We start from the raw sequence: 23,961 nt of genomic DNA on the forward strand, positions 1-23,961 counted from the left end.
AGGTAGCGTCGGGCACGTCGAGGTCTTTCAGATGGCTGGCGTAGGAACCTCCATCTTCGGAAGACCTCGACCTCTATCCGGCCAACGACGCGCCCACCCCCGCTACACCCTCAACTGCGAAGAGCCATGAAACCGGGCACTCTCGGCGACTTTTCCGGACGTTTTGGACAACACCTGGCGTTTTGTTGCGGGCGGGACTATGGTCCCAACCAGACTCCCCTTTGGCCCTCCGGAGGTGCCCCATGACCCCGTTCAGAGCTTCTCGTCGCCCCGGCTGGTTGGCCCGCCTGACGACGGCGCAGCGCGGGTGGGTGCTCCTCGGCGGCAGCCTGGCGGTCACCCTCATGCTCGCGGCCGCTGGTGCGAGCATGCCCTTCCTCTCCAGCATCCTCGCGGTGATCATGTGCTTCGGCCTGGTGCTGGCCCTCATCTCCCTGTTCGGCGGTTCGCACACCGCCGCACTGGCCGCGGCGCGCAGGGGGATGACCCCGTCGCATGGCGCGTTCGGGCGCGTACCGGCCTCGTGGGAGTACTACGAGACCTTCGGCCGGTAGATCGGCCGTGCCTGGCTAACCGGGCGTAGGGCAGACAGGCCGGGCGCCGCTTGTGCGGTCGCCCGGCCTTCACCGTGCTCCGAGACGTCAGAACCGCCGCAGCAGGTCCTCGGCCCGGCCGAACTCGGCGAGAACCTCGGCCACGGACCGCTCACTTCGCAGCAGGCCCACACCCTCACCGGCGTAGATGACGGCGGTGTCGTAGTCCTCAGCCGCGCGCGCCTGGCGGAGCTGCTCGGCGGCGTCGGCGTTCTCGGCAAGCTCGTCGAGCCGGTCATGCCAGGCGTCGAAGAAGGCGTTGCGCAGCGCGCGCCCGCCGTACTCGGCGGGCCAGCGGAGCCCCTGGGCCACGTCGAAGACCCGTCCGTACGCCGTCGCCGTCTCAGCGGCGTCGAACAATCGCCGGCGCGCTGTAGCAGAGGTGCCCGCTTCGGTGCAGCCAAGCAACGCCGTGCCCACCCACGCCCCGACGGCACCCGCGGCCAGCACCGCCGCCAGCCCCCGGGGCCCGGCGATCCCGCCCGCGGCGACCACGGGAACGGCCACCGCGTCCAGGACGCTTTGCAGCAGCGCAAGTGTGGCGACCTCGCCGCGCCCGTGCCCGCCGCCCTCGGCGCCGCGGGCCACCACGAGGTCCACGCCGGCGGCCTCCGCGCGCCGCGCCTCCTCCACGGTCCCCACCTGGGCGGTGACCCGGATGCCTGCCTGCCTGACCCGGCCGACGTACGACTCGGGTGGGCCGAAGCTGATGGAGATGAGCGCGGGCCGGGCGGCGATGGCCGCGTCGAGCTGCTCGGGCCGGTCCGCGAGGGCCCACGCCATGAGGCCCACGCCGAACGGACGGCCGCGTGGGCGACATCGGCCTGCTCCGTCACCCAGTCGCCGCTGCGTGACGCATTGACGCCCACCATGCCCAACCCGCCGGCGGCGGACACGGCCGCGGCCAGCGGGCCCTCGCCCGGGCCGGCCATGGGCGCGCCGATGACCGGGACCCTGAGGTCGAATGTGTCGGTGAGCCAGGTGTCGAGCACGGTTGCTCCTTTGCGCTGGGGTCGCTCAGCGGCGAGGCTAGCGCCCAGGCCGGCGGACGGGGCGCCCACCACCCTGGTTACGGCCGGCGTCGATGCCGACCGGCCAAACGACGCGAGGAGGACGCATGGACATCGGGTTCGCCCTGCCGGTCTCCGGCGCCTGGGCCACGCCGGCCAACATCGCCGCGGTGGCGCGGCGGGCCGAGGAGCTGGGCTACGCCTCGCTGTGGACCTTCCAGCGCCTGCTCGTCCCCGAAGGCAGCCGGTTGCCGCCGGTGTACGCCAGCGTCCTCGACCCCGTCGTCGCCCTCGGCTTCGCCGCAGCCGTGACGGAGCGCGTGCGTCTGGGCACCGCGGTCGTCAACCTGCCGTTCGTTGCGCCGGTTCTCCTCGCCAAGCAGATGGTCACGCTCGACGTGCTCTCCGGCGGCCGGCTCGACGTCGGCCTCGGGCTCGGCTGGCAACCGGAAGAGTTCGAGGCTTCGGGCACGCCGATGGAGCGCCGCGGTGCCCGCGCCGAGGAGTACCTCGCGTGCCTGCTTGCCCTGTGGGGGCCCGACCCGGTCGAGTTCGAGGGCGAGTTCTATCGGGTGCCCCGGGCAAGCGTGCAGCCGAAGCCCGTGCAGCGCCCGGCGCCCCCTGTCCTCCTGGGCGCCTCGGCGCCGAGCGCGCTCGCTCGTATCGGGCGCCTGGCCGACGGGTGGATCAGCAGCAGCCGGGCCGACCCCGCCGACTTGGCCGACCCCATCGAGCGCGTCCGCGCCGGGGCGCGCGCCGCGGGCCGGGATCCCGACCGGCTGCGCTTCGTCTGCCGCGGCGTCCTGCGCGAGGCCCCGCGCACCATCCCGCTGACCGGGTCCTTGGAGGAGGTCCGCGCGGACCTGCCGGAGCTGGCCGCCCAGGGCATCACCGAGGTCTTCGTCGACCTCAACTTCGACCCCACCGTCGGCCACCCCGACGCCGACCCGGTCGCGTCGATGCGTCGCGCGCACGCGGTGCTGGAGGCGCTCGCCCCGGCGTCGTGACCATCGCGCTCACACCGCCGCCCGCTCGTCCGCGAGCACCCGCTGCAGCGTCTTCCACACGGTGGTGTCCAGCGCGGCATAGGCGCCGGTCACCGTGCGCAGCATGTTGCGCTGGGCTCGGGAGGTCTCCCCGCGGGTGGGGCTGTGATGGTGCTCGTACGTGTTGACGGCCTGGAGCACGGCGTGCGCGGTGCCCGCCCATGGCTCCACCCGGCGGTCGTGCCGGTACAGCCCGGCGAGCGCCTCCCGCTTCTTCTCGGCGTGGCGCAGCGCCTTGGGCGGCAGCTTCTCCCCGTGCGCGCCGGTCGTGGGCACCCAGGCGTCGAGGAAGCGGTCCCAGGTGCGCCGCGAGACGTCGATCTGGCACAGCCGGGCCACCTCGGCGGCGAAGGCGTCGGCGGTGGTGTGCACGAGCGCGAGCGCCTCCCGGGCTGCGCCCAGCCGCAGGCGCGAGCTGCGGGAGTGGCGGATCTTGAGATCCTGGCCCCGTTCCCGCAGCGCCGCGTTGCGGGTGTTGTCGCACACGACGTCGGTGACGGTGCGCTTGTAGGTGGTGGCCAGGGAGCCGTCCAGGGTGGTCGTGGCGAGCAGGTTCGGCCGGAACTCCACCCCCTCGGGCGTGGTGATGGACTCGGGCACGCTGACCTCCACCCAGGCGACGGCGCCGCCCTTGAGCAGGCCCGCGGAGCTGACGGACAACGAGTCGTCGAGGATGTTGGCGAGCGAGGTGAGGAGGTACTCCGTGTACGGGTGGGGCACGTAGGCGTCGGTGAAGACGCCCAGCACGTGGCCGTCGCGCCGGTCCGAGCGGACGATGGCCTGCCGGCCGGGGACGAGCATCCACCGCATCGGTGCGCCCTCCGGGCTCAGGTGCGTCATCGTCCGCGCGTCGGCCGGGCGCTCGACGGCGATGGCCCGCGACTCGGCCTGCCAGCCGAAGAGCCGACGGGCGACGTCCTCCACCGGGATGGGGCCGGGGTAGTGGTTGGGCTCCTCGCCCTGCAGTTCGGCCCGGTAGTGCCAGGCGGTGCCGCGGTGGGTGGTGTTGCCGATGAGGGTCTGGGTGTTCAGGGTCTGCAAGGTCTCCAGTGACATGGCATTGCCTCCTTGGCGGCAGCCAACCGCGTGGCACCGACATCGCGCCGGGGCCCTGTGGATGGCGACGGCGGACACACCGTGCAGACGGCAGCGCCGTGCGGGTCATGACTCCAGGTCCGTGGCGCCTGCCCGTCTCCACGGGGACGATGAGGGCACGAATCCGGCGGGACGACGAGGTCACGAATCTGCCTCCATCCACGGCACGGTCGCGGCGGTCGGCAACGGCGCCTACACCGGCCGCCAAGCACGGCGTCGTCGGCATCACGAAGAACGCCGCCGCCGAGCACGGCCCGCAGGGCCTGCGCATCAACTGTGTCGGGCCGGGCTACATCATGACCCCGCTGCTGGAGAACAACCTCACCCCCGAGGTGCTCGGCGTGCTGCGCACCCGCCACCCCCTGCCGGCTCGGCCGCCCCGAGGAGGTCTCCCACCTCGTGTGCTTCCTGCTCTCCGACGAGGCCTCCTTCATCACCGGCAGCTACCACCTCGTCGACGGCGGCTCACCGCCGTCTGACGTGCCCAACGCCCCGGCCGACAAGGACAAGCCCACACAGACGAAGGTGAACAGGCCGCACCGCTGCGGCGCGTCACCGTGACCCGCGCCGCGCCCGTGGGAGCATGTCGCCGCAGGTGGGAGCGGACGAGACCCCGAGGGGGAGACGTGAGCAGCGACGCCGGCCCGAGCGCCGTGATGACCCAGGAGGCGCGCACCCGCCAGGGGGACGTCCTCGTCGTCGACGGGCTGGTGCGCCGCTTCGGCGACCTCACCGCCGTCGACGGCGTCTCCTTCCGCATCGGCGCGGGGGAGACCTACGGCCTGCTCGGGCCCAACGGCGCGGGCAAGACGACGACGATCTCCATGATCGCCGGCCTGCTCGCCCCCGACGCCGGCGGCGTGACCGTGGCGGGGCAGCCCATGGGCCCGGACGCCATCTCCGTCAAGCGGCACATCGGCCTCGTCCCGCAGGACCTGGCCATCTACCCCGACCTCACCGCTCGGGAGAACCTCACCTTCTTCGGCCGGCTGCAGGGCCTGGGCGGCAAGGCCCTGGCGGCCCGCGTGGACGAGGTGCTCGAGCTGGTCGGCCTGACCGACCGCGCCAAGGACGCCACCAAGGAGTACTCCGGCGGCATGAAGCGCCGGCTGAACATCGGCGTGGGCCTGCTGCACCGGCCCCTGCTGCTCATCCTCGACGAGCCCACGGTCGGGGTGGACCCGCAGTCGCGCAACGCCATCCTGGAGTCCGTCGAGGCGCTGTCCGTCGAGGGCATGGCGGTGCTGTACACCACGCACTACATGGAGGAGGCCGAGCGCCTCTGCGACCGCATCGCCATCGTCGACTCCGGCCGGATCCAGGCCGAGGGCACCCGCGACGAGCTGATCCGCCTCACCGGCGGCCTGGACCACATCCGGCTCAGCGGCACCGGCGACACCGCCGCCGCGGCCGAGGCGCTGCGGGCCCTGCCCGCCGTCGACCGGGTCGACGCCGACCGGCGCACCCTGGTCCTCACGGTCCACGACGCGCCCACCGCGGTCGCCGCCATCGTCACCGGCGCCGCCGCGGCCGGGCTGACCCTGAGCGACGTCGAGATCACCCGCCCGGACCTGGAGTCGGTGTTCCTCCAGCTGACCGGGAAGGCGCTGCGGGACTGATGCGCGACATCCTCACCATGACCGCGTCGGACCTGCGCCAGCGGGTCCGGGACAAGTCGGTCCTGATCTTCGCGATCGTCGTGCCCCTGGGGCTGATGTTCGTGTTCAACCTCGCCTTCGGCGGCGCGCAGGACCCCGAGCTCGAGCCCGTGACCGTCGCCGCCAGCGCCGCCGACGGCGACCCGATCGCCGCGGCGGTCGTCGGCGCCCTGACCCAGATCGACGGCCTGGACGTCACCGTGGAACGGACCGACCCCGAGCAGGTCCGCGCCCTGACCCGCAGCGGCGACGCCGGCCTGGGCCTGCTCGTGCCGGCCGGGTTCGGCGGGGCGCTCCAGCGCGGCGAGGCGACCACCGTCGAGCTCATCGAGGGCGACGGCGCCGGCCTCGAGACCGACGTGCTCGTCGCCGTCGTCCAGGGCGTGGTCGACCAGCTGACCGCCGGCACCATCGTCGCGCACGCGGCCGGCGCGGCCGGGCTGCCGCCCGAGCGGGCGGCCGCCATCGCCCAGGCCGTGGCCCGCGAATCCGGCGCGATCACCCTCACCGAGGGCGAGGCGTCCAGCGAGCAGCTCACCGCCTCCGGCGCCCTCGTCGCCGGCCAGGCCGGGCTGTTCCTCCTCTTCACCGTCGGGTTCGGCGTGCTCGGGCTCGTCGCCGAGCGCCAGCAGGGCACGCTGACCCGGCTGCTGTCGATGCCGGTGCGGCGCGGCAGCATCGTCACGGCCAAGGGCCTGACGAGCTTCGTGCTCGGCGTGGTCGCCACCGCGGTCCTGCTGGCCGCCGGGTCGGCCTTCTTCGGCGTCGGCTTCGGCTCGCCGGCGGCGGTCGCGGTGCTCATCGTGTGCGTCGTCGCCGCCGCGACGTCGCTGATGTTCGTCATCGCCCGAGTGGCCCGCACCGCCGAGCAGGCCAACATCCTCCAGTCCATCCTGGCGATGGTCCTCGGGGTCGGCGGCGGGGCGTTCTTCCCCATCGCGGCCACCGGGCTGGCCGGGCAGCTCCTCGACCTCAACCCCGTCGCCGCGTTCATCCGCGGGCTGGGCATCACCGCCGGCGGCGGCGGGCTCGCCGCGATCGGGGTGCCGGTGGCGATCATGCTGGGCTTCGCCGTCGTGTGCTGGGCGATCGCCCGCGTCGTGCCGAACCGGGGGGTGGCGGCATGAGCGCGGCGATGACGGTCGCGGGCGTCGAGCTGCGGCGCTTCCTGCGGGACCGGTCCAACATCTTCTTCGCGTTCATCTTCCCGCTGCTGCTGGTCGTGCTCATCGGCTCGCAGTTCGGCGCCGGCGCCATGCAGGGCCGGGCCGCCGTCGCCGGGGCGGACACCGCGCTGCGCGGGGCGCTGGTCGCCGCCCTGCAGGACGACGACGTCGCGGTCACCCTGGCCGAGCCGGACGTCGTGCGCGAGCAGCTGGCCCGGGGGCGCACGGACGCGGGGATCCTCGTGTCCGACGAGGCCGCGGCGGCCTACGACGCCGGGGAGCCGGCGCAGCTCGAGGTCATCGCCGGCAGCCAGGCCGACGCCCAGGCCGTCGTCCAGCGCGTGCGCACCGCCGTCCAGGCGCTCGCCACCGAGCAGGCCCAGCTGGCCGCCCTCGTGGCCGCCGGGATCCCGGCGGCCGACGCCCGGACGGCCCTGGCTGACGCCGCCGGCGCCGTCAGCGCGCCTCAGGTGCGGGTGACCGACGTCGACGAGGTCGCGCAGGCGTTCTCCGGGCTGGGCCAGTTCGACCTGGGCGCGGGAACGATGACGCTGCTGTTCGTCTTCCTCACCTCCCTCGCCGGGTCCGCCACCCTCATCCAGGCCCGCCGCTACGGCGTCGTCTCCCGCGTCCTGTCCGCGCCCGTCTCCACCGGTCAGCTCGTGGCCGGGCAGGCGATCGGGCGGTGGGTCATCGCGTTCTTCCAGGGCGCCTACGTCATGGCCGGCAGCTCGCTGCTGTTCTCGGTGAGCTGGGGCAGCATCGGCCTGTCCCTGCTCGTCCTGGCGGTCTTCAGCGTCGTCTCGGCCGCCGCGGGCATGGTCATCGGCTCGGTGATGGACAACGATGGCGCCGCCACGGGCATTGGGGTCGGCGCCGCCCTGATCCTCGGCGCGCTCGGCGGGTGCATGGTGCCGCTGGAGGTCTTCCCGGACACCCTGCGCGCCGTCGCCAACGTCACCCCGCACGCCTGGGCGTACGAGGCCTTCGCGCAGATCCAGCGGCACGAGGGCACGCTGGCCGACGTCCTGCCCCAGCTCGGCGTGCTGGCCGCCATGGCCGCGGTGCTGCTGGGCCTGGGCGCCTGGCTGCTGCGCCGCAGCCTCGCGCGCGCCCTCTGACGATCCCCGCCCGCGGCTCGCCGGCGCCGGCGCGCGAGCACCGCCGTCGTGCCGGTGTCGGTGGGGTGTGCGTGAATGGGCGGAGCGACGGCGCCGAGGAGGTCCTCATGCTCCGACCCAGGGACACCGCCACCCGCGAGCGCAAGCGGCTGGACGGGCTGTGGAGCTTCGCGCTCGACCTTCAGGGCCTCGGCCGGTCCACCGGCTGGCAGTCCCGCCCGCTCCAGGGCGCCCGGGAGATCGCGGTGCCCGCCAGCTTCAACGACCTGTTCGCCGACCCCGAGGTCCGCGACTACGTCGGCGACGTCTGGTACCAGACCACGGTGCGCGTGCCGCGCGGCTGGACGGGCCAGCGCATCGTGCTCAACTTCGAGTCCGCCACCCACAAAGCCACGGTGTGGGTGGGCGACACCGAGGTCATGACGCACGAGGGCGGCTACCTGCCGTTCGAGGCGGACGTCACCGACCTCGTCACGCCCGGCGAGGAGGTGCGGGTCACCGCCGTCGTCAACAACGAGCTGACCTTCCAGACCATCCCGCCCGGGGTCATGGAGGACACCCCCACCGGCAAGACGCTGCGCTACTGGCACGACTTCTTCAACTACGCCGGGCTGCACCGCTCGGTCTGGCTCTACACCACCCCGCGCACCTACGTCGCCGACATCACCGTCGTCACCGGTCTCGACGGCGCCGCCGGCACCGTGGACTACACCCTCGAGGCGGGCGGCGACGCGGCGGACCAGGCCCGGCTCGCCGTCGTGCTGCGCAACCGGGAGGGCCACGAGATCGCCGCGGTCGACGGCGCGAGCGGCACCCTGACCGTGCCGGACGTGCACCGCTGGACCCCGGGCGACGGGTACCTCTACGACCTCGAGGTCCGGCTGCTCGACGGCGAGACGACGGCGGACAGCTACCCCCTCGCCGTCGGCGTGCGCACCGTGGAGGTGCGCGGCACGGACTTCCTCATCAACGGCCAGCCGTTCTACTTCCGCGGCTTCGGCATGCACGAGGACCACGCCACCGTGGGCAAGGGGCACAACGACGCCCACCTCGTCCACGACGTCGCCGTGCTGGAATGGGTCGGCGCGAACTCCTTCCGCACCTCGCACTATCCGTACTCGGAGGACGTGCTGGAGTACGCCGACCGGCAGGGGCTGGTGGTCATCGACGAGACCCCGGCCGTGGGGCTGAACATGGGGCTCGGCGGCGGGATCTTCGGCGCCCAGGGGTACACGACGTACTCGCCGGAGACCATCAACGACCAGACCCAGGCCGTGCACGCCCAGGTGATCCGCGACCTCGTGGTCCGGGACAAGAACCACCCCTGCGTGGTGCTGTGGAGCATCGCCAACGAGCCCGAGTCCCACACGGCGGCGGCCGAGGAGTACTTCCGGCCGCTGTTCGACGTCGCCCGCGAGGCCGACCCCACCCGCCCGGTCGGGTTCGTCAACGTCATGCTGGCGCCGCACGGGCAGTGCCGGGTCTCGCAGTTCTCCGACGTGCTCATGCTCAACCGGTACTACGGCTGGTACGTCTACAGCGGGGACCTGGCCGGCGCCGAGCGGGCCTGGCGCGAGGAGCTGGCCGGCTGGGCGAGCGACGGCAAGCCGATCATCATCACCGAGTACGGTGCGGACACCTTCCCGGGGCTGCACAACCTCGTGCCGCAGCCGTGGTCGGAGGAGTACCAGGTGGAGTACCTGGAGATGAACCACCGCGTGTTCGACAGCGTCGGGGCGGTGGTGGGCGAGCAGATGTGGAACTTCGCCGACTTCGCCACCGTCGCCGGACCGACCCGGGTTGGCGGGAACAAGAAGGGGGCGTTCACCCGCGACCGCGAGCCCAAGGCCGCGGCCCATCTGCTGCGCCGGCGGTGGGGCGGCGGGGTGTGAGGTGCCGGCCGGCCGGCCGGGGCGGCCGCGAACCACCCCGGCCGGCCGGTGCGCCTGCGCGGGAGCCTCAGGCCGTGAGGTCCCGGGCCAGCTCCTCGAAGCAGGCGAGGTAGGCGTCGATCGCCTCGTCGGTGTGCGTGACCGACAGCGTCCACTCCTCCTCACGGCCCGGCGTCATGAAGATCCCGCGGTTCATGTTGAACAGCCAGGCCAGCTCGGACAGGTCGGCGTCCTGGTTGGCCTTGAAGGTCTCGTAGTCGACGACCTTCTGCGGCGAGAACGTCACGCAGCCCTTCGAGCCGATGCCGACGGCGTAGCCGGGCAGGCCGTAGCGGTCGACGATGTCCTGGCAGCCGGACACGATGCGGTCGTTGAGCCGGTCCAGGTGCGCGTACGCCTCGGGGGTGAGGACGTCGAGCAGGCTCGCCCGGGCGGCCGCCATGGTCAGCGGGTTCCCGTTGTACGTGCCCACCTGGTACACCGAGCCGTCCTCGACGACCGACATCACCTCCGCGGACCCGCCGATGGCCCCGGCGGGCAGGCCGCCGCCGAGCGCCTTGGCGAGGGTGACCATGTCGGGCGTGACGCCGAACTTCTCCGTCGCACCGCCCGGCGCGATGCACAGGCCGGTCTTGACCTCGTCGAAGATGAGGACGACGCCGTAGCGGGAGGTGATCTCGCGGACCGCCTCGAGGTAGCCCGGCTCGGGAAGGACCACGCCGAGGTTCATCATGGCGGCCTCCATGATCACGCACGCGGGCAGGCGGCCCTCCTGCTCGAGGCGCTGCATGCGCCGCTCCATCGCGCCGGCGTCGTTGAACGGCACCGCCACGGTCATGTCGACGACCGCCTGGGGGATGCCGGCGCCGTAGGGGAGGGAGGCGAGGTTGTCGGGGTCGCCGATCTTGTCGTACTCCACCCCGATGGAGACCATCACCGTGTCGTGGTGGCCGTGGTAGGAGCCGAAGATCTTCATCACGGTGTCCCGGCCGGTGTAGGCGCGGGCGATCCGGATGGCGTCCATCGTCGACTCGGACCCGGAGTTCGTGTAGCGCCACTTCGGCAGCCCGAAGCGGCGGGCGAGCTCGTCGCCGACGACGATCGCGTCCTCGGTCGGGGCGGCGAAGTGGGTGCCCAGCGGGTAGCGCGCGGCCACGGCCGCGCCGATGGCGGGGTGGGCGTGGCCCTGCACCATGGAGCCGAACCCGTTGTGGAAGTCCCAGTACTCGTTGCCGTCGACGTCGCGGACCCGCGGCCCCTGCCCGCCCTCGAGGTAGATCGGCCAGGGGTCGCGCAGCTGGTAGGACGACGCGACGCCGCCGGCGAGGTGGGCGCTGGCGCGGGCGTACGTCTCGCGCGAGCGCTGCGTGCGCGCGTCGAGACGCTCGGCCTCGCGCGCGATGAGCTCGGCGATGCGCTGACGGGAGATCTGTGCGGTATCGGTGGTGGTCATGGTTGCCTCCGCCCGCGCCGGCCTGGCGCTCGGGCCCGTGATGGGTGACAAACCCGGCCGGCCTGGCGCCGGGTGCGGCGACGCGGGGCCGGCCCGGTGGCCCACCCCGATATGAACGTAGATCATTTATGCCGGGCGGGGGGTGTTTCGTCAACCCCGCCACGCGGGGCGACGGCGCCCGCGGATCGCCCCGAGGTACGGAAGGATGGTGGGCCGTGACCCCAGCGCGTGACCGCCCCGAGAGTTCGCGGCCGGACCGCGCGCGCCGGCGGGGGCGCCCGGCCACGCCGGTGCTCTCCCCGGCGAAGATCACCGCGGCGGCCATGGCCCTGATCGAGTCCCGGGGGTACCGGGCGCTGACGATGGCGGCCCTGGCCCGCGAGCTGCGGGTCTCGCCGTCGGCGCTGTACAACCACGTGCGTGCCAAGCAGGACCTGCTGCGCTGGATCCAGGACCACGTCAACGAGGGCATCGACGCCTCGGGCTTCGCGACGGAGCCGTGGGACGTGGCGCTGGAGCGGTGGGCCCGGTCCTACCGGGACGCCTACGCGCGCCACGCCCCCCTCGTGCCGGTCATCGCCGTCGCGCCGGTCGCCGGGGCGACGCACACCATCGCGATGTACGAGCGGGTGGCGGCCGGGCTGCAGACGGGCGGGTGGCCGGCCGAGGCCGTCGTCGACGTCATCGTCGCGGTGGAGTCCTTCGTGCTCGCCTCGGCGCTGGACGCCACCTCCCCGCCGGACATCTTCGACGTCGGCGACCTCGCCTCCACCGCGCCGGTCTTCGCCGCGGCGGTGGCCGCGCGCCGAGCCGACGACCCGGCGGGCGCGGCCTTCGACGTCGGGCTGACCGCCCTGCTCGAGGGCCTGCGCGCCCGCCTCGCCCGGCTGCAGCCGTGAGACGCCAGCCGGCGAGACCGGTGGGAGCGCGCTGAGTAGCGCACTGCCCGCCGCCATGGCCGCGCCGACCCCGGAGGCCGCTGCGGCGCCGGGCACGTGCCCGGCGCCGCAGCCCAGCGCTCCTACGTCTCGACGCGGGGGCGGGTTACTCCTCGCCGAGGGCGTGCATGACGTGCTTGACCCGGGTGTACTCCTCCACCGAGTACAGCGAGAGGTCCTTGCCGTACCCGGAGGACTTGAACCCGCCGTGCGGCATCTCCGACGTCAGCAGCACGTGCGTGTTGACCCACACGCAGCCGAAGTCCAGGTCGCGCGAGACCCGCATGGCGGTGCCGTGGTCGGCGGTCCACACGCTGGAGGCGAGGGCGTAGTCGACGTCGTTGGCCAGCTCGACGGCCTCCGCCTCGGTGGCGAAGGACTGGACAGTCAGCACCGGGCCGAAGGTCTCCTCCTGCACGATCCGGTCGTCCTGGCGCACCCCGGTGACGATGGTCGGCTCGAAGAAGTACCCGACGTCCGAGGCCGGCTTGCCGCCGGTGACGACCGTGGCGTGTGCCGGCAGCGACTCCACCTTCTCCTTGACGGTGGCGAAGTGGCGGGCGTTGTTGAGCGGGCCGTAGAAGTTCTTCGAGTCGTCCGGGTCGCCGGTGGTCGTCTCGCGTGCGGCCTGGGCGAGCAGCTCGACGAACTCGTCGTGCACGGAGTCCTGCACCAGCACCCGGGTGACGGCGGTGCAGTCCTGGCCGGCGTTGAAGGTGCCGAACTCCACCAGCGCCTGGGCGGTGGCGGGCAGGTCGGCGTCGGCGAAGACGACGGCGGGTGCCTTGCCGCCGAGCTCGAGGTGGCTGCGCTTGACGTTCTTCGCCGCGCTGGCCGCCACGGCCTTGCCCGCCCGGACCGAGCCGGTGATCGAGACCATCGCCGGGGTGCGGTGCTCGGTCATGAGCTCGCCGGTGGAGGCGTCGCCCAGGACGACGTTGAGCACCCCGGCCGGCAGGATGTCCTGGGCGATGCGCGCGATCTCGAGGGTGGACTCCGGGGTGGTGTCGGAGGGCTTGAGCACGATGGTGTTGCCCGCCGCCAGCGCCGGGCCGATCTTCCAGATCGCCATCATCAGCGGGTAGTTCCAGGGCGTGACCTGGGCGACGACGCCCACGGGCTCGCGCCGCACGTAGGAGGTGTGGCCGGGCAGGTACTCGGTGGCCGCCTTGCCCTCGAGGGTGCGCGCCGCCCCGGCGAAGAAGCGGAGGTTGTCCGCGCCGGCGCCGACCTCCTCCTGGCCGATCATCTCGCGGGGCTGGCCGGTGTTGCGGTGCTGGGCCTCCACGAGGGCGGACTCGTTGGCCTCGAGCGCGTCGGCGAGGCGCAGCAGCAACCGCTGCCGCTCGCTGGGGGTGGTGCGCCGCCACGTGCGGAAGGCGGTCGCGGCGGCCGCCATCGCGGCATCGACGTCCGCGGCGCCGGAGATCGGGGAGACGGCGACGACCTCAGCGGTGGTGGGGTCGACGACGTCGAGCCGGCCCTCGCCGATCGCGTCGACGAACTCGCCGTTGATGAAGTTCTTCAGGACCACGGCCTCTGGCGCCACGGAGCTCATCCTCTCTGCGGTGGGTGCGCGACGGGGTCCGCGCACTAAATGAATAGTGGTCACTTTGGCATACATGTGACGCGGGCGACAGCCCCTTCGGTCGCGTGGCGCCCAACGACCGGATTGGCACGCTGGTCGCAGCCGGAGTGGCGTTTGTGGCTACAGCCAGAATGGCGGATTGGCTGCTGGGGAGTCAGCCCTCGAGCCGCCGTGCGGCGTCGGCCTGCAGCGCCACCCACGCGCTGACCCGGGTGCCGGGGTCGTCGAGCGAGCGGCCCAGCGCCGCCTCGATCTCCTCGACCCGGTGGCGCACGGTGTTGCGGTGCACGCCGAGCTCGGCGGCGACCCGCCCGCGCGAGCCGTGGTGGCGCAGGTACGCGCGCAGGGTGAGGACCAGGTCCGGCCGCCCGGCCAGCGGGGCGAGGTAGGAGGCGGCGAACGCGCCCGCGGCCTCGGCGCCGACCAGCGCCAGGACGCCGTCGTCGACCAGGTCGTCCCAGCGCACCAGCGGCAGCGCCGGCGTGGTCTGGGCCAGCGCGTAGCGCGCGGTGGTCGCCGCCCGCTCGCCGTCGTCCAGCCCGACGGCGGCCCCCACCCCGGCCTGCAGGCCCAGCTCGGTGAGCAGGCCGGCGGCCCGCTCGGTGCGCTCGGGGGCGTCCGCCAGGCGCACGACGTCCCCGGTGCGGGCCGCCAGCGCGCCGGCGCCCAGCTCGGCCTCCAGCGCGGCGAGGGCGTCGTCGAGCCGGTCCGCCGGCCCGCTCGCCCACGCCGCGCGCAGCCGCGCCGGCAGCCGGACCTCCCCGGGCAGGTCCTCGACGGCGGCGAGCAGCACCGCCGCGGTGCGGGCGTCGCCGGTGAGGACCAGCTCGAGGGCGCGCGCCCGCAGCCGCCGGTCGGTGTCAAGGCGGTCGCGGCGGCGCTCGGCGGCCAGGCCGAGCAGCGCCACGGCCGTGGTCACCGCGCCGCGCTGGCCGTCCGAGAGCTGGTGCGGGGTCCACGCCACGAGATAGCTGTCGGGTCGGTCGCTGAGGCCGATCGGCTGGATGAGACACGCGTGCCCGGCCAGGCCCACCGACGCCGAGGCGCGCAGCCCCTGCGGGCGCAGCCGCGCGACCTCGGCCGGGAGGTCCAGGCCCGGCGGCACCGCGGTACCGACCGCCTCCGTCACCGCGCCGCCGGCGGACACCAGCGCGGCGCCGCCGGTGAGGTGGGCCGCCAGGACGCGCAGCAGCGCCGCCGGGTCCCCGGCGCGCGCGGCGGCCTCGGTCAGCTCGCGCTGGACGGCGACGGCGCGGCGCGCGTCGGCCTGCTCGGTCTGCTCCAGCAGCTGGGCGGTCAGCCGGCTGATGGCCACGAACGTGGTGCGGTGGGGCACCTCGAAGAGGTTGACCTCCTGGTGGCGGCAGGCGCGTTCGAGCGGCGGCGGCACGGCCGCGTGGGTCAGCCCGGTGGCGAAGCCGACGGCGGCCACGCCGGCCGCCCGCAGCCGGGCGACGTACCCCTCCCACTCGTGGTCCCAGCCCTCCGCGCGCAGGCCGGTGGTGAGCAGGACCTCGCCGCCCTCGAGGAACGGGCTGGGGTCGGCCAGCTCGCTGGTGGCGACCCAGCGCACCGGCGCGAGCGGCCGCGGCACCACCACCCCGCGCAGCGCCAGCGCCGGCTGGGCCAGCACGTCTTGCACGGCGACCATGACGGACAGTCTTGCACAGCATGGCACGGCATATTGTGCAGGTCTGCCACTGTGGCGGCGGGGACGTTGGTCCTACGGTGTGAACCACGCCCCACCGGGCGCCGGACGTTTCACTCCCTGGAGGCCTCGCATGTCCCTTCTCACCCCCGCCGTCACCGGTGGCCCGGCGCTGGCGCAGGAGCGCCGCCTGGTCACCGAGATCCCCGGCCCGCGCTCGCGCGAGCTGGCCGAGCGGCAGCGGGCCGCGGTCGCCCGCGGGGTCTCCACCACCATGCCGGTGTTCGCCGCCGCGGCCGGCGGCGGCGTCGTCGTCGACGTCGACGGCAACTCCCTCATCGACCTCGGCTCCGGCATCGCCGTGACCACCGTGGGCAACAGCGCCCCCAAGGTCGTCGAGGCGGTGACCGCGCAGGTGGCCTCCTTCACCCACACCTGCTTCATGATCACCCCCTACGAGGGCTACGTGGCCGTCGCCGAGCGGCTCAACGCGCTGACCCCCGGCGACCACGAGAAGCGCACCGCACTGTTCAACTCCGGCGCCGAGGCGGTGGAGAACGCGGTGAAGATCGCCCGCGCCTACACCAAGAAGAACGCCGTCGTGGCCTTCGACCACGCCTACCACGGCCGCACCAACCTCACCATGGCGCTGACCGCCAAGAACCAGCCGTACAAGTCCGGCTTCGGCCCGTTCGCCCCCGAGGTCTACCGCGCGCCGCTGTCCTACCCCTTCCGCGACGGGCTCTCCGGCGCCGAGGCGGCCAAGCACACCATCTCCGTCATCGAGAAGCAGGTCGGCGCCGAGAACCTCGCGGCGCTCGTCATCGAGCCCATCCAGGGCGAGGGCGGCTTCATCGTCCCGGCCGAGGGCTTCCTTCCCGCCCTGGTGGAGTGGGCCCGGGCGAACAACGTGGTCTTCATCGCCGACGAGGTCCAGAGCGGCATCGCCCGCACCGGCACCTGGTACGCCAGCGAGCACGAGGGCATCGTCCCCGACCTGGTCACCACCGCCAAGGGCGTCGCCGGCGGCCTGCCCCTCTCCGCCGTCACCGGCCGCGCCGAGATCATGGACGCCGCCCACGCCGGCGGCCTCGGCGGCACCTACGGCGGCAACCCGCTGGCCACCGCCGCCGCGCTCGCCACCCTGGAGACCATCGAGAGCGACGGCCTCCTCGACCGGGCCCGCGCCGTCGGCGAGATCCTCATGACCCGGCTCGGCGCCCTGCAGCAGGGCGACCCGCGGGTGGGTGACGTGCGCGGCCGCGGCGCCATGGTCGCCGTCGAGCTCGTGGACCCCGCCACGAAGGACCCGGACGCCGCCCTGGCCAAGAACGTCGCCGCCGCCGCGCACGCCGCCGGCGTCATCGTCCTGACCTGCGGCACCTACGGCAACGTCCTGCGCTTCCTGCCGCCGCTGTCCATCTCCGACGAGCTGCTCGCCGAGGGGCTCGACGTGCTCGTCCACGCCTTCGAGGAGACCCGGTGACCGCCCCCGCGTCGACGACGACGTCGGCGAGCCCGCTCGACGACGCCCGCGCCCAGCTCGCCGAGGCGGTGGAGGTGCTCGGGCTGCCCGAGGGTCTGCACCGCATGCTCGCCACGCCGCGGCGGGAGGTGACCGTCTCCATCCCGCTGCGGCGCGACGACGGCAGCCAGGACCTGTTCATCGGCCACCGCGTCCAGCACAACTTCTCGCGCGGCCCGGCCAAGGGCGGCATCCGCTACAGCCCGCACGTCGACCTGGACGAGGTCCGCGCGCTGGCCATGTGGATGACCTGGAAGTGCGCCCTGCTCGACGTGCCCTACGGCGGCGCCAAGGGCGGGGTGCGGATCGACCCGCGCAACTACTCCGCCGCCGAGCTCGAGCGGGTCACCCGCCGGTTCACCTCCGAGATCCTGCCGGTCATCGGGCCCGCGCACGACATCCCGGCCCCGGACATCGGCACCGACGAGCAGACCATGGCCTGGATGATGGACACCTACTCCGTCGCCTCCGGGTACACCGTCCCCGGCGTGGTCACCGGCAAGCCGGTCGCGCTGGGCGGCTCGCTCGGGCGGGCCAGCTCCACCTCCCGCGGGGTGGTCGACGTGGCGCTGGCGGCGCTGCCCTCGCGGGGGCTGCGGCCGGCGACGACGACCGCGGCCGTGCAGGGCTTCGGCAAGGTCGGCCGCGGCGCGGCCCGCTTCCTCGCCGAGGCCGGCGTGCGCGTCACCGCCGTGTCCGACCAGTACGGCGCCGTCGTCAACGCCGCCGGGCTGGACGTCCCGGCCCTGGAGCGGCACGTGGACGCCACCGGCAGCGTCGTGGACTTCGCCGGCGGCGAGGTGCTCGACGGCGGGGCCCTGCTCGAGCTCGACGTCGACCTGCTCGTGCCCGCCGCCGTCGAGGGCGTCCTGACCGCCGAGAACGCCCCGCGGGTGCGCGCCCGGCTCGTCGTGGAGGGCGCCAACGGCCCCACCACCCCCGAGGCCGACGCGATCCTGGCCGGCAACGACATCCTCGTCGTCCCGGACATCCTCGCCAACGCCGGCGGCGTCGTCGTCAGCTACTTCGAGTGGGTCCAGGCCAACCAGGCCTACTGGTGGACCGAGTCCGAGGTCGAGGCGCGCCTGAAGGAGCGCATGCTCGGCGCCTGGGAGGCGGTCAGCGCCTACGCCGCCGAGAAGGAGCTCTCGCTGCGCACCGCCGCCACCGCCATGGCGGTGGAGCGGGTGGCCTCGGCCCACACCCTGCGCGGCCTGTACCCGTGATCGACCGGCCGGCGCGGGCCCCCGCCCGCGCCGGCCGACCCGCCCGTCCGGCCCGCCGGGCGGCCCCCTCGCTTGCCCGCCCGGCTCCCGCTGGGCTGCTTGCCCGCCCGGCCCGGCCGGGCGCCCCCACTCGCGCGCCGGCACCCGCCCGGCCGCCCACCACCCGGAGGACCCCATGAGCATCACCGTCACGCCCGCCGCGGGCACCGACCTGCGCGGCTACGTCGACGCCCTCGCCCCCCGTCAGGGCGTGTGGATCGACGGCCGCGGGGCCGCCGCCCAGGGCGACGGCACCTTTGCCGTGACCGACCCGGCCACCGGCACCGTCATCGCCGAGATCGCCGACGGGCAGGTGGCCGACGCCCTCGCCGCCGTCGACGCCGCCGCCCGCGCCCTGCCCGGCTGGGCCGCCACCGCCGCCCGGGAGCGCTCGGAGGCGCTGCGCCGCGCCTTCGCCCTGATGATCGCCAGCACCGAGCAGCTCGCCGCGCTGATCTCGTGGGAGAACGGCAAGTCCCTGGCCGACGCCCGCTCCGAGGTCGTCTACGCCGCCGAGTTCTTCCGCTGGTTCGCCGAGGAGGCGGTGCGCACCGAGGGCGAGTACGGCCCCTCGCCCGCCGGCGGCACCCGCACCGTGGTGACGCACAAGCCGGTCGGCGTCGCCGCCCTGATCACCCCGTGGAACTTCCCGGCCGCCATGGCCACCCGCAAGATCGCCCCGGCGCTGGCCGCCGGGTGCACCGTGGTCCTCAAGCCCGCCGGCGAGACCCCGCTGACCGCGCTCGCCATCGCGAAGATCCTCACCGAGGCCGGCGTGCCGGACGGCGTCGTCAACGTCGTCCCGACGAAGTCCTCCTCCACGGTGGTCACCGCCTGGCTCGAGGACCCCCGGGTCCGGAAGATCTCCTTCACCGGCTCCACCCCGGTCGGCCGGATCCTGCTCAAGCAGGCCGCCGACCGCGTGGTCAACAGCTCGATGGAGCTGGGCGGCAACGCCCCCTTCGTCGTGGGCCCGGACGCCGACGTCGACGCCGCCGTCGCCGGCGCCATGATCGCCAAGCTGCGCAACGGCGGCCAGGCGTGCACCGCGGCCAACCGGTTCTACGTCCACGCCGACGTCGTGGAGGAGTTCACCGAGAAGTTCGGCGCCGCCGTCGCCGCGCTCACCGTCGGCCCGGCGTTCGCGGAGGGCACCGAGATCGGCCCGCTCATCAGCGCCAAGGCGGTCGCCGGGGTGGCCGCCCTGGTCGACGGCGCGGTCGCGGCCGGGGCTCGCGTCACCCACCGGGCCGAGCTGCCGGCGGCCACCGACGGCGGGTACTTCTACGCCCCCACCGTGCTGCGCGACGTCCCCGCCGACGCCGAGATCCTGCGCACCGAGATCTTCGGACCCGTCGCCCCGATCGCCACCTGGCACGACGACGCCGAGCTCGTCGAGCTGGTCAACGACACCGAGTTCGGGCTCGCGGCGTACGTGTACTCCCGCGACCTGAAGTGGGCGATGCAGACCGCCGAGAAGATCGAGGCCGGCATGGTCGGCGTCAACCGCGGCGTCGTCTCCGACCCCGCCACCCCGTTCGGCGGGGTCAAGCAGTCCGGCCTCGGCCGCGAGGGCGCCCGCGAGGGCATCCGCGAGTTCCAGGAGACGCAGTACCTCAGCGTCGACTGGAGCTGACCCTGGTCGCGCCGCCGCCGGCCCCGCCATTCTCGCGGGGCCGGCGGCGGCCGCTACAGTGCGGCCCGAGAGCGAGGAGGGCCGATGACGTCGACGTCGGAGCTGTGGACCGGGGGCCGGGTCACCCCGCGCGCCGCGTGCGTGCTGGGGCCGAACCCCGGGGTGATGACGCTCGACGGCACCAACACCTGGGTGCTGCGCGAGCCGGGCGCCGGTGAGGCGGTGGTCGTCGATCCGGGCCCGCTCGACGAGGCGCACCTGGCCGAGATCCGCCGGGTGGCGGGCGAGGACGGCGGGTCCGTCGCGCTCGTGCTGCTCACCCATCACCACCACGACCACGCCGAGTCCGCCGAGCGGTTCGCGGCGATCACCGGTGCGCCCGTGCGCGGCGCCGGGCGCGGGGAGCCGCTGGCCGACGGCGAGCGCCTCGCCGTCGGCACGCTAGCGCTCGAGGTGCTCGCCACGCCGGGGCACACCGCCGACTCGGTGAGCCTGCTCGTGCCGGGGGACAGGCTGCTGCTCACCGGCGACACCGTCCTCGGCCGCGGCACGACGGCGATCGCCTGGCCGGACGGCGACCTCACCAGCTACCTCGCCACCCTCGAGCGACTCGCGGCCCTCGTCGCCGCCGGGCGGGTCGAGCGCCTCGCGCCCGGCCACGGCCCCGTCGTCACCGACCCCGCCGGCGTCATCGCCGGCTACCGCGCCCATCGCGAGCAGCGCCTCGCCCAGCTGCTCGCGGCGCTGGAGGACGGCGCCGCCACCGTCGAAGCGGTCGTCGCCGCGGTCTACGGCGAGCTGGAGGGCTTTCGGGCCACCGCCGCGCGGCACACCGTCCAGGCGCAGCTGGCCTACCTCGGCGTAGAGCTGCCCGCCTAGGTCCGCTGCCCGGGCGCGGACGCGGGGCAGCCCGGACACGCGGTGGTGACGGGCCGGTAACGCGGGCGTTGGTATCAACCGGTCAGGAGCCGTCCCGCGTCGAGCGGGACGAGCTCCGCGAACGTCGCCGACCCGGGGGCCCGCCGAAGTTCCCGCCGGCCGAGCTCCGGCGGTGACCCTCAGCTCGTGGGCGGCTCGCGCACCCACGCCGCGTCGCGGCGCTCGGCACGCGCGCGCATGCCCTCCTGTCCCTCCGCGGAGGCGAAGTGGCGGGCGGAGAGCTCGCCCAGGGCGGCCAGCTCGGCTGCGGTCAGCGGACCGGCGGGCGCCTCCCGCAGCAGCGTCTTGGTCGCCGCGAGGGCATCCGGCGCGCCACGCACCAGGAGGTCCGCGTACCGGCGCACCTCGGCGTCGAGCGTCTCGCCCGCCACGGCGGCGGTGAGCAGCCCGATGGCGACCGCCCGCCGCGCGTCGAACGGCTCGCCGGTGAGGAAGAGCTCGTGCAGGGCGTGCGGGGCCACGCGCCGGCGCAGCGGCGCCGCGACGACCGCGGGCACGACGCCCAGGCGCACCTCGGGGAAGGCGAAGGTGACCGTGTCGGCGGCGACGGCGAGGTCGCAGGCGGCGACCAGGCCGACGCCGCCCCCGCGTGCCGGCCCGGCCAGCCGGGCGACCACGGGTTTGGGGGAGTGCCACAGCGTCGCGATGAGGACGGGCAGGTCGGGCGCGTCGTCGGCGGGTTCGCCGCCGGCACCCCCGCCCACCCCCGCGCCGCCGGCGGCGAGGTCCGCGCCGGCGCAGAACACCGGACCGGCGTGGGTGAGGACGATGACCCGCACGGCCTGGTCGGCCAGGGCGGTGGCGAGGCGGCTTCCCAGCTGGGCACGCAGCGGCCGGGAGAGGGCGTTGCGGTTGGCGGGGGAGTCGAGGGTGATCGTGGCGACGCCCCGGTCGGTCTCGAGGCGGACGACCTCAGCGCCCATGGCGGACCTCTGGCGGCAGCAGCTCGACCGGGACGTCGACGTGCTTGGCCCGCAGGTACTCGCCGAGCCCCTTGGCCTGGGAGTCGAGGGCGAGGCTGACCCCGACGCCCTGGCCGAGCAGCCCGACGATGGTGGCCCCCACGGCTCGCAGGTGCGGCAGCTCCCACATCCGGAGCTCGAGCCAGGCGGCCTCCTGCAGCAGCTCGTGCACCCGCTCGGCGGTCCAGAACCGCTGGAGCCAGGCGTGCGCCGCGTCGGTGCGCGCCCACACGCCGAGGGTGGCGTTGCCGCCCTTGTCGCCGGACCGCGCCCCGACGAGGGCGCCGAGCGGGACCCGTACGGTGTGCCCGGACCAGCCCTGGTCCGGCGGCGCCCCCTTGCCCGACGCCGTCACCTCCGACGGCATCGCGCCCGCGCCCGCGCCGCACTCGGCCTGCGCAGCCGTGCCCGCCGGCACCTCCCACGCCCGCCCCTCGAACGTCACCCGCTGCGGGAAGTGCGCCGCCGGCATGAGGACCGGCCAGAACACCGAGCAGGCGCTGGGCGGGCCGGGCGGGCCGGTGAAGTACAGCCCCGGGTAGCCGGTCAGCCACGTCTCCACCGCCGTGCGGGCGAACCGCGCCACCCGGTCGCGGTCGTGCCCGCGCACCGCCACGGTCAGCAGCGCGACCGCCTCGCTCATGCTCGCCGGGTCCGGCCGGTCCGCGCGCAGCAGCCGGACCGCGACGTCGTCGAACGCCTCCCGCCCGCAGGGCACGCCAGACCACAGCGCCGCCTGCGCCGCGGCGGCCTTGGCCTCGACGTCGCCGCCGGTGAGGACGAACGTCGTGCTGGTGCGCCAGCCGGCCGGCACGACGGCCCCGACCTTGACCGTCGTCGGCGCGGGCTCGCCGCGGGCGCCGGACAGCCGGACGCGGTCCGGCCCGTCCGGCTCCAGGCGGACGGTGTCGAGCCGGGCGACGACGTCGGGGGTGAGGTAGCGCGGACCGTCGACCTCGTAGAGCAGCTGCGCCGTCACCGTCTCCACGGTCACCGCCCCGCCGGCGCCCGGGTGCTTGGTGATGACCGCCGAGCCGTCCGCGTGCACCTCGGCCAGCGGGAACCCCACCCGGTCCGTGCCCGGCAGCTCGGTGAAGAAGGCGAAGTTCCCGCCGGTGGCCTGCGCGCCGCACTCGATGACGTGCCCGGCGGCCACCCCGCCGGCCAGGGCGTCCCAGTCGTCGCGCGCCCAGCCGTGGTGCCACGCCGCGGGCCCGAGCACGACGGCGGCGTCCGTCACCCGCCCGGTGACCACCACGTCGGCGCCGCCGGCCAGCGCCTCGACGATGCCCCAGCACCCCAGGTAGGCGTTGACCGCCTCCGGGACCGCCCCGGCCGGCAGCGGCTCGCCGGTGTCCAGGTGCGGCGCCGCCCAGCCGGCGTCGCGCGCCCGGGCCAGCGCCTGCGTGGCGTCGTCCCCGTCGACGACGGCGACCCGCACCTCCCGGCCCAGGCGCGCCCCGATCCGGCGCACCGCGGCGGCGCAGCCGTGCGGGTTGAGGCCCCCGGCGTTCGAGACCACGCGCACGCCCCGGTCCAGGCAGTCACCCAGGACGTCCTCGAGCTGGGTGACGAACGTGGTGGCGTAGCCCGCGGCCGGGTCGCGGGCCCGCTGCCGGGCGAGCACCCCCATGGTCAGCTCGGCCAGCCAGTCGCCGGTGAGTACGTCCACGGGTCCGCCGTCGAGCATCTCCCGGGCGGCGGACAGGCGGTCGCCGTAGAACCCCGAGACGTTGGCGATGCGCAGGGGCCGGCCGGCGCCGGCGGCACGGTGAGCCACGCTGCTCTCCTCTCGCGGCCGCGGGGCCGTCAGCTCGGCGGGTCGGCGGCGAGCAGGGCCCGCAGAGCCATCCGGCGCAGCAGGTCGCCGGTGCCCGCCCGGCTCAGCCGGGCGCTGTGCGGGGTGGAGTTGATGAGGCCGAGGACGGCGTGGGCGGAGGCGACGGCGGTGGGTCGGCGGGCACCGTCGGCACCGGCCGCCTGGATCTCGCGGACCCACACGTCCACGTAGCTGCGCTGGAGCCGGCGGACCGTCTCCCGGTCGGCCTCGGACAGCGCATCGAGATCGCGCTGTTGGACGGTGATGAGCGCGGGGTGGTCGAGGGCGAAGGCGACGTGCCAGTCGACCAGCGCGGCCAGGCCCGCGCCGTCGCCGGCGGCGGACACCCGCTCCCGGGCGCCGGTGAGCAGGTGCTCGCTGATGCCGATCAGCATCGCGGCGAGGATGGCGTCCTTGCCGGGGAAGTGCCGGTACAGCGCCGGTCCGGAGATCCCCACCGCGGCGCCGATCTCGTCGATGGACACGCCGTGGAACCCGTGGCGGGCGAACAGGTCCGCCGCCGCCGCGAGGATCTGCTCGCGCCGCGACGGTGCGGGTGGCTCCGACGGTGGGCACATGCGGTCATCGTAGACAGCGGCGTTAACGA

The 23,961-nt window shown here is 74.6% G+C and carries 19 protein-coding genes and 1 pseudogene; 12 read left to right on the forward strand and 8 right to left on the reverse strand.

Going from position 1 to position 23,961, the window contains the following annotated elements; genetic code table 11:
* Positions 1-242 precede the first annotated feature (242 nt).
* Positions 243-554 (forward strand): hypothetical protein, encoded by a 312-nt coding sequence (locus GD880_RS18090; RefSeq protein WP_152233011.1) that lies wholly within the window; start codon positions 243-245, stop codon positions 552-554.
* Positions 555-641: 87 nt separating this feature from the next.
* On the opposite strand, the gene GD880_RS18095 is transcribed toward GD880_RS18090, so the two are convergent.
* Positions 642-1,376, reverse strand: a complete 735-nt coding sequence (locus tag GD880_RS18095) for an NAD(P)H-dependent flavin oxidoreductase (protein WP_226909799.1) — start codon at positions 1,374-1,376, stop codon at positions 642-644.
* A 334-nt stretch (positions 1,377-1,710) separates the two neighbouring features.
* On the opposite strand from GD880_RS18095, the gene GD880_RS18100 reads away from it, so the two are divergent.
* Entirely contained in the window at positions 1,711-2,610 is a 900-nt protein-coding gene (locus GD880_RS18100) for a TIGR03619 family F420-dependent LLM class oxidoreductase (protein ID WP_152233012.1), read from the forward strand.
* Positions 2,611-2,619: 9 nt separating this feature from the next.
* On the opposite strand, the gene GD880_RS18105 is transcribed toward GD880_RS18100, so the two are convergent.
* Entirely contained in the window at positions 2,620-3,705 is a 1,086-nt protein-coding gene (locus tag GD880_RS18105; RefSeq protein ID WP_152233013.1) for a DUF932 domain-containing protein, read from the reverse strand.
* A gap of 190 nt (positions 3,706-3,895) precedes the next feature.
* On the opposite strand from GD880_RS18105, the pseudogene GD880_RS20910 reads away from it, so the two are divergent.
* The 5 genes and pseudogenes from GD880_RS20910 to uidA all read left to right on the forward strand — a co-directional run.
* Positions 3,896-4,209: pseudogene (locus tag GD880_RS20910) on the forward strand (SDR family NAD(P)-dependent oxidoreductase); the annotation flags it as partial.
* Between the two features lie 191 nt (positions 4,210-4,400).
* Complete coding sequence (locus GD880_RS18115) at positions 4,401-5,363, forward strand: ABC transporter ATP-binding protein (protein ID WP_152233050.1); 963 nt, start codon at positions 4,401-4,403, stop codon at positions 5,361-5,363.
* The gene (locus GD880_RS18120; RefSeq protein WP_226909801.1) at positions 5,363-6,529 is read left to right on the forward strand and encodes an ABC transporter permease; all 1,167 of its coding nucleotides are present in this window, start codon (positions 5,363-5,365) and stop codon (positions 6,527-6,529) included. Before GD880_RS18115 ends, GD880_RS18120 begins: the two co-directional genes overlap by 1 nt.
* Positions 6,526-7,689 carry an ABC transporter permease gene (locus tag GD880_RS18125; protein WP_226909802.1) on the forward strand — a complete coding sequence of 388 codons (1,164 nt, stop codon included), beginning with the start codon at positions 6,526-6,528 and terminating at the stop codon, positions 7,687-7,689. Before GD880_RS18120 ends, GD880_RS18125 begins: the two co-directional genes overlap by 4 nt.
* 107 nt (positions 7,690-7,796) lie before the next feature.
* A complete protein-coding gene (gene uidA / locus GD880_RS18130; RefSeq protein ID WP_152233014.1) occupies positions 7,797-9,581 on the forward strand; it encodes a beta-glucuronidase in 1,785 nt (594 codons plus the stop codon).
* A gap of 67 nt (positions 9,582-9,648) precedes the next feature.
* Here the strand turns inward: uidA and GD880_RS18135 are convergent, their stop codons facing one another.
* The gene (locus GD880_RS18135) at positions 9,649-11,034 is read right to left on the reverse strand and encodes an aspartate aminotransferase family protein (protein WP_152233015.1); all 1,386 of its coding nucleotides are present in this window, start codon (positions 11,032-11,034) and stop codon (positions 9,649-9,651) included.
* Positions 11,035-11,249: 215 nt separating this feature from the next.
* Here GD880_RS18135 and GD880_RS18140 point away from each other — a divergent pair, with 215 nt between their 5' ends.
* On the forward strand, positions 11,250-11,933 hold the full coding sequence (locus tag GD880_RS18140) for a TetR/AcrR family transcriptional regulator (RefSeq protein WP_226909803.1): 684 nt from the start codon (positions 11,250-11,252) through the stop codon (positions 11,931-11,933).
* A gap of 145 nt (positions 11,934-12,078) precedes the next feature.
* On the opposite strand, the gene GD880_RS18145 is transcribed toward GD880_RS18140, so the two are convergent.
* Positions 12,079-13,521: an aminobutyraldehyde dehydrogenase gene (locus GD880_RS18145; protein ID WP_226909804.1), complete on the reverse strand. Its 1,443-nt coding sequence runs from the start codon at positions 13,519-13,521 to the stop codon at positions 12,079-12,081.
* Between the two features lie 193 nt (positions 13,522-13,714).
* Positions 13,715-15,211 carry a helix-turn-helix domain-containing protein gene (locus GD880_RS18150; RefSeq protein ID WP_152233018.1) on the reverse strand — a complete coding sequence of 499 codons (1,497 nt, stop codon included), beginning with the start codon at positions 15,209-15,211 and terminating at the stop codon, positions 13,715-13,717.
* Between the two features lie 130 nt (positions 15,212-15,341).
* Between GD880_RS18150 and gabT the strand changes: the two genes are divergently transcribed.
* The 4 genes from gabT (at position 15,342) to GD880_RS18170 (ending at position 20,513) form a co-directional block, all read left to right on the forward strand.
* Positions 15,342-16,694 carry a 4-aminobutyrate--2-oxoglutarate transaminase gene (gabT, locus tag GD880_RS18155; RefSeq protein WP_152233019.1) on the forward strand — a complete coding sequence of 451 codons (1,353 nt, stop codon included), beginning with the start codon at positions 15,342-15,344 and terminating at the stop codon, positions 16,692-16,694.
* Positions 16,691-17,959 (forward strand): Glu/Leu/Phe/Val family dehydrogenase, encoded by a 1,269-nt coding sequence (locus tag GD880_RS18160; RefSeq protein WP_226909805.1) that lies wholly within the window; start codon positions 16,691-16,693, stop codon positions 17,957-17,959. The genes gabT and GD880_RS18160 overlap by 4 nt, the downstream gene beginning before the upstream one ends.
* A gap of 175 nt (positions 17,960-18,134) precedes the next feature.
* Positions 18,135-19,634, forward strand: a complete 1,500-nt coding sequence (locus GD880_RS18165) for an NAD-dependent succinate-semialdehyde dehydrogenase (RefSeq protein WP_152233020.1) — start codon at positions 18,135-18,137, stop codon at positions 19,632-19,634.
* An 84-nt stretch (positions 19,635-19,718) separates the two neighbouring features.
* Entirely contained in the window at positions 19,719-20,513 is a 795-nt protein-coding gene (locus tag GD880_RS18170) for an MBL fold metallo-hydrolase (RefSeq protein WP_152233021.1), read from the forward strand.
* A 179-nt stretch (positions 20,514-20,692) separates the two neighbouring features.
* Here GD880_RS18170 and GD880_RS18175 read toward each other — a convergent pair whose 3' ends face one another.
* The 3 genes from GD880_RS18175 to GD880_RS18185 are packed head-to-tail and all read right to left on the reverse strand — an operon-like array spanning position 20,693 to position 23,932.
* On the reverse strand, positions 20,693-21,496 hold the full coding sequence (locus GD880_RS18175; RefSeq protein WP_152233022.1) for an enoyl-CoA hydratase/isomerase family protein: 804 nt from the start codon (positions 21,494-21,496) through the stop codon (positions 20,693-20,695).
* On the reverse strand, positions 21,486-23,315 hold the full coding sequence (locus GD880_RS18180; RefSeq protein WP_152233023.1) for an acyclic terpene utilization AtuA family protein: 1,830 nt from the start codon (positions 23,313-23,315) through the stop codon (positions 21,486-21,488). The genes GD880_RS18175 and GD880_RS18180 overlap by 11 nt, the downstream gene beginning before the upstream one ends.
* A 29-nt stretch (positions 23,316-23,344) precedes the next feature.
* Entirely contained in the window at positions 23,345-23,932 is a 588-nt protein-coding gene (locus tag GD880_RS18185; RefSeq protein WP_152233024.1) for a TetR/AcrR family transcriptional regulator, read from the reverse strand.
* Between the last annotated feature and the right edge of the window lie 29 nt (positions 23,933-23,961).

Source organism: Georgenia ruanii (assembly GCF_009193175.1).
In the GTDB taxonomy this organism is placed as follows: Bacteria; Actinomycetota; Actinomycetes; order Actinomycetales; family Actinomycetaceae; genus Georgenia; species Georgenia ruanii.